Origin of the sequence: Brooklawnia sp., from assembly GCF_032229645.1 — a bacterium.
In the GTDB taxonomy this organism is placed as follows: Bacteria; Actinomycetota; Actinomycetes; order Propionibacteriales; family Propionibacteriaceae; genus Brooklawnia.
The window spans coordinates 1-4502 of record NZ_JAVTWX010000130.1 but is presented as its reverse complement, the minus strand read 5'-3'; the positions used below and the strand labels follow the sequence as shown (position 1 = coordinate 4502).

Here is a 4502-nt window from a genome sequence, read left to right as displayed (position 1 = left end):
CTCTGGGTGGCGATCCGGCATGCAATGCCCGGGTATGGCGCGGTTGTGTATGACACAATTGTGGAATGGAAGCTGTCCGGATCACGAGTACGGCTCGAAAGCACAAGCTGTCGAGCCGCCGGATCCGCGAGGCCCTCGCGGGAGCCGTATTCGTCGAGATGGATGGCGACATGGCGCTTTACGTAGGCGTCGACGCAACAGGTTTGGCGATCGAGCTCGGAATAGTTCGAGATGATCGCGGTGCAGGGTTTGCGGTCGTCCATGCGATGCCGAGGAGATGGAGGAACGATGAACAGTAAGAAGCCCCCCGAGGGATTCCCGGCCACCTTCGGCCCCGACGTGGTCGTCACCGATATCGATCTCGATGGCGAAGTATTTGTGGTCGGTGGGCGCCGTTTGACCGAACGGCGCGCCGCAGAGCTGGCTGAGCGCGCGGAGCGGCGGGGTGGTCGTCCATCACTGAGCGGTGGTGGAAAGCGCTCTCCGGCACTGAGTTTGCGAGTGACGCAGAGCGATCGTGACCGGCTGGACGCGGTCGCGGCAGCGCAGGGCCGGCGATCATCCGACGTGGTTCGTGACGCCCTGCGGGAGTATCTCGACAGGTATGCTTCCTGATCGCCCACGGCGCTCTCAGCTGTGACCGTGCTAGCGCGGAATCCTACGCTGGCTCGTGACAGAATCGAGACATTCATACGGATCCAAGGAGGTATCCATGCCCATGCTGAACGTTGGTGGCGACCACCCCACCGAGATCTACTTCACCGACAGCGCAGGGATGGGCAGGCCGGTCGTTCTGGTGCACGGCTGGCCGGCGTCCGAGGCGTCCTGGAAGCAGATCGGCGCTGTTCTGCAGCGGGCGGGCCACCGGGTCATCGCTTATGACCGACGCGGGTTCGGGCGATCCGGCAAGCCGGGCTCCGGTTTCGACTACGACACCTTCGCTGCCGATCTTGACGCACTGCTCTGCGAACTCGATCTGGTCGACGTCGCGCTGGTCGGATTCTCGATGGGCGGCGGAGAGGTCGCCCGCTACGTCGCAAACCACGGGACCGGGCGCATTACTGCGGCTGGCTTCATCGCTGCGATCACACCCTGCCTGGACGCGACCCTGCCCGACAACCCCGATGGCGCTTTCACCCCGGACGCGGCCGCCGAGATGCAGTCCGGCCTGCTGGCCGATCCGCCCGGTTTCCTCAAAGGCTTCCTGACCAATTTCTACTCGGTGCCCACCGATGATGGCGGGGCGAAGCTGATGGTCCCTGCGTCCGAGATCGACCATTCGATCATGATCGCAGGGCAGGGCAATGTGAATGCTCTGGCAGCTTGTATCCCCTTGTGGCTGACCGATTTCCGGCAAGATCTGGCGAAACTCAAGGTGCCGGCGCTGGTGATTCACGGCCAGGGCGACCAGGTCGTGCCTTTCGCGGCAAGCGGTGCGCGGATGCCACAGTTCTTGGACGCCGTCACCATGAAGCCGATCCCGGACGGCCCGCACGGGCTGCTCGCCTCGCACCCGGACGAGGTCGCCCAAGCGTTGCTGGCCTTCCTCGCTTAGCCTGGCATCGCTCGCTCGGGCAACATGAGTGAATTGGCCCGCCGAGTTGGCATGAGTCGTGACGGGCTTTACCGAGCGCTGTCCGAGAACGGGAACCCCACGTGGTCGACCGTCCTAAAGGTCACTCGGGCTTTGGGGATTCGTCTGGAGCCGCACCGCGATCACGAGCTGGTATAGACCACACACGTGGGGTGCGGACGCATTGCAGCCTCCGCACCCCACGTGTTGGCAGAAATCAGGCCTTGGACGACTTCGCCCATTTGTTGATGTCGGCATCGACAGCGCACGTGCCGATCTCGGCCAACTCATCGGCGCTGAACGAGAGGTTCTGCAGCGCACCCAGCGAGGTTTCTAACTGCTTGACGCTGGACGCGCCGATCAGCGCCGAGGTCACGCGCTCGTCCCGCAGCACCCAGGCGATGGCCAACTGAGCCAGCGACTGGCCGCGTTTGGCGGCGATGTCATTGAGAGCACGCAACTGCCAGATGTGCTTCTCGTCCAGGTATTCGATGGGCAGCGAGCCGCCGCGGGCCGCCCGCGAATCGGTGGGCACCCCGTTGAGATAGCGATCGGTCAGCATGCCCTGGGCCAATGCGCTGAAGGCGATGATGCCCATGCCCTGCTTCTCGGCCTGCTCGATCAAAGAGCCGTCATCGCCGGTGGGCTCCTCGATCCAGCGGTTGATCATCGAGTAGCTGGGCTGATGGATCAGCAGCGGCGTCCCGAGTTCGCGCGCGATCTCAGCGGCCTCGCGGGTGCGCTCGGCGGAGTAGCTGGAGATGCCGGCATAGATCGCTTTGCCGCTGCGTACCGCCTGGTCGAGGGCGGAGATGGTCTCTTCGAGTGGAGTATCGGGATCGAAGCGGTGCGAGTAGAAGATATCGACGTAGTCGACACCGAGACGACGCAGCGACTGGTCGAGCGAGGAGAGCACGTACTTGCGTCCGCCGCCGCCCTGCCCGTAGGGACCGGGCCACATGTCGTAGCCGGCCTTGGTCGAGATCACCAGCTCGTCGCGATATGGCGCGAGGTCGGTGCGCAGCAGCTCGCCGAAGTTGATCTCGGCCTGGCCGGGCGGCGGCCCGTAGTTGTTCGCGAGATCGAAATGCGTGATGCCGGCGTCGAAGGCGGCTCGCACGATCTCGCGCTGGTTGCCGGCGGTGTGCAGATCACCGAAGTTCTGCCAGAGCCCGAGCGAGATGGCGGGCAGCAGAAGCCCGGAACGTCCGCAGCGCCGATAGATCATTGACCCGTCATAGCGGGCCGGGTCTGCCTGATAGGCGATTCCGTCTGTGAGCATGTCTCCATTGTGTCCAACGCCGGAAGACAGTGCTGCCGAACGCCGTTCATCGCTTCGCGAAGCGCTGCTCACAAGGCGCTTTGCGATTGCCAATCCGCCCAGCTATAGGTCCAGCAACCGATCGTCTGATAGGCCTGCACAGGGAAGGTGCTGCCGGTGAACTCGGCCGGATCGCCCACCTGGGTGAAGCCGTACAGCCACTGAGCGTTCGCGTCGGTCATACCGGTGCAACCGTGGCTGACATTGCGGTAGCCGTGGTCGGCATCGGCCCAGGGGGCCGCATGGAAGTACTCGCCGGACCAGGTCAGCCGCTGCGCCCAGTAGACATCGAGCTTGTAGCCCTCGGACGAGCTGTTGCTCACCCCGAACGTCTCGGAGTCCATCACGACCGGACTCTGCTTCTCCATGACCACCTTGGTGCCGATCATGGTTTCGAGCCCCGGCTTGCCGCAGCTGACAGGGATCGTGTTGACGAGCGCGCCGTTCTGGTAGCAGGCCAGCGAGTGGTTGTCGATATCGGTCACCATCACGCGCAGGTCGCCGTAGAGGTAATCGGCGGTGGCATTGTTGGCGATCCAGGTGTCGCCTGCCGGGAGCCCGGCGGCCTGCACCTCGACATGTGCGGTGGATCCCGACTGCCAGTATTCGCGGGGACGCCAGAACAGCGTCGTATTGTCGGACCAGCCCCAGGAGCCCTCCTGAACCGGGCTGGTCTGCACGGACGCCGTCTTCTCGATGGCCGCGCGCTGATCGTCGTTTACCGGCATGTCGAAACGTACCCAGATCGGCATCCCGTTGCCGACGGCCACGCCATCGGCGTAGCGGAAATCGACTTCTACCACCAGTGCGGGATTGACCGTTGCGATGGACGCCGTCACTGTCTTCTGGCGCTTCTTCGAGTCCTGCGCGGTGACCTCGGCGGTATAGCTGGATCGCACGTCCAGGGCACCGCGATCGGGCGTCCACTGGGTGGCGTTGACCTTGCCGGGAATCTGGTTGCCGGATGCGTCGGTGACCGCCACCGAACTGATGGTGCCGTTCTCGACCGTGATGTCGATCGGCTCGTTCGGCCACATCGCGTCCAGACCGTGTGCGGTGCTAATGGTGATGGCCGTTGCGCCTTCGCCGCTGGTGGCCGGCTCTCCGTTCTGGCCGGACGAGACCCCGGCTGCCGGCGTCCCACCGTCTGTCAGGGGCTTGGCGCAGCCGACGAGGGTCAGGCCCGCAGCACCCAGCAGAGCACTCCGCCGGGTCAGCTGATGCGGAGAAGATGTCATTGAAACCTCCAAGCGTCCTCCCCATTTTAGGTCACAACGGCCGAAGAGCCTAAGAACCGGCTAGTCAGATGGCGGCGCGGTTGCCATCATGGATGCATGACTCAGCGCGCGGTGCGGGTGGTGGTGAGCGGACGCGTCCAGGGTGTCGGGTTCCGGTGGTCGGCGCTCGACCGAGCGCAGGCACTCGGCGTCGATGGCTGGGTGCGCAATCTCGATGACGGGTCGGTCGAGGCCTGGGTCGAAGGCGATGCGCACGCGGTCGCCCAGATGATCGACTGGCTGCGCGAGGGCCCGGCCTGGGCCGACGTCCACCGTTACCAGGTCAGCGAGCAGGCACCGCTCAACATCAACGGCTTCCACGTGCGATGAG

The 4502-nt window shown here is 64.5% G+C and carries 7 protein-coding genes; 4 read left to right on the top strand and 3 right to left on the bottom strand.

Annotation, left to right across the window (positions count from 1 at the left end; all coding sequences use genetic code 11):
• The coding region (locus tag AAFP05_RS10270; protein WP_341729771.1) for a hypothetical protein at positions 1 to 263 on the bottom strand (263 nt) is incomplete at its 3' end.
• 25 nt (positions 264 to 288) lie between these two features.
• Here AAFP05_RS10270 and AAFP05_RS10265 point away from each other — a divergent pair.
• The 3 genes from AAFP05_RS10265 (at position 289) to AAFP05_RS10255 (ending at position 1732) form a co-directional block, all read left to right on the top strand.
• Positions 289 to 615, top strand: a complete 327-nt coding sequence (locus AAFP05_RS10265) for a ribbon-helix-helix protein, CopG family (RefSeq protein ID WP_341729770.1) — start codon at positions 289 to 291, stop codon at positions 613 to 615.
• A gap of 97 nt (positions 616 to 712) precedes the next feature.
• Entirely contained in the window at positions 713 to 1555 is an 843-nt protein-coding gene (locus AAFP05_RS10260) for an alpha/beta hydrolase (protein ID WP_341729769.1), read from the top strand.
• A gap of 6 nt (positions 1556 to 1561) precedes the next feature.
• Entirely contained in the window at positions 1562 to 1732 is a 171-nt protein-coding gene (locus tag AAFP05_RS10255; RefSeq protein ID WP_341729772.1) for an addiction module antidote protein, read from the top strand.
• A 58-nt stretch (positions 1733 to 1790) separates the two neighbouring features.
• Here the strand turns inward: AAFP05_RS10255 and mgrA are convergent, their stop codons facing one another.
• Both mgrA and AAFP05_RS10245 read right to left on the bottom strand, forming a co-directional pair.
• Positions 1791 to 2855: an L-glyceraldehyde 3-phosphate reductase gene (gene mgrA / locus AAFP05_RS10250; protein ID WP_341729768.1), complete on the bottom strand. Its 1065-nt coding sequence runs from the start codon at positions 2853 to 2855 to the stop codon at positions 1791 to 1793.
• 68 nt (positions 2856 to 2923) lie between these two features.
• Positions 2924 to 4132, bottom strand: coding sequence for an Ig-like domain-containing protein (locus AAFP05_RS10245; protein ID WP_341729767.1), 1209 nt, complete (start codon positions 4130 to 4132; stop codon positions 2924 to 2926).
• 96 nt (positions 4133 to 4228) lie between these two features.
• On the opposite strand from AAFP05_RS10245, the gene AAFP05_RS10240 reads away from it, so the two are divergent.
• The gene (locus AAFP05_RS10240) at positions 4229 to 4501 is read left to right on the top strand and encodes an acylphosphatase (protein WP_341729766.1); all 273 of its coding nucleotides are present in this window, start codon (positions 4229 to 4231) and stop codon (positions 4499 to 4501) included.
• Position 4502: the final 1 nt, after the last annotated feature.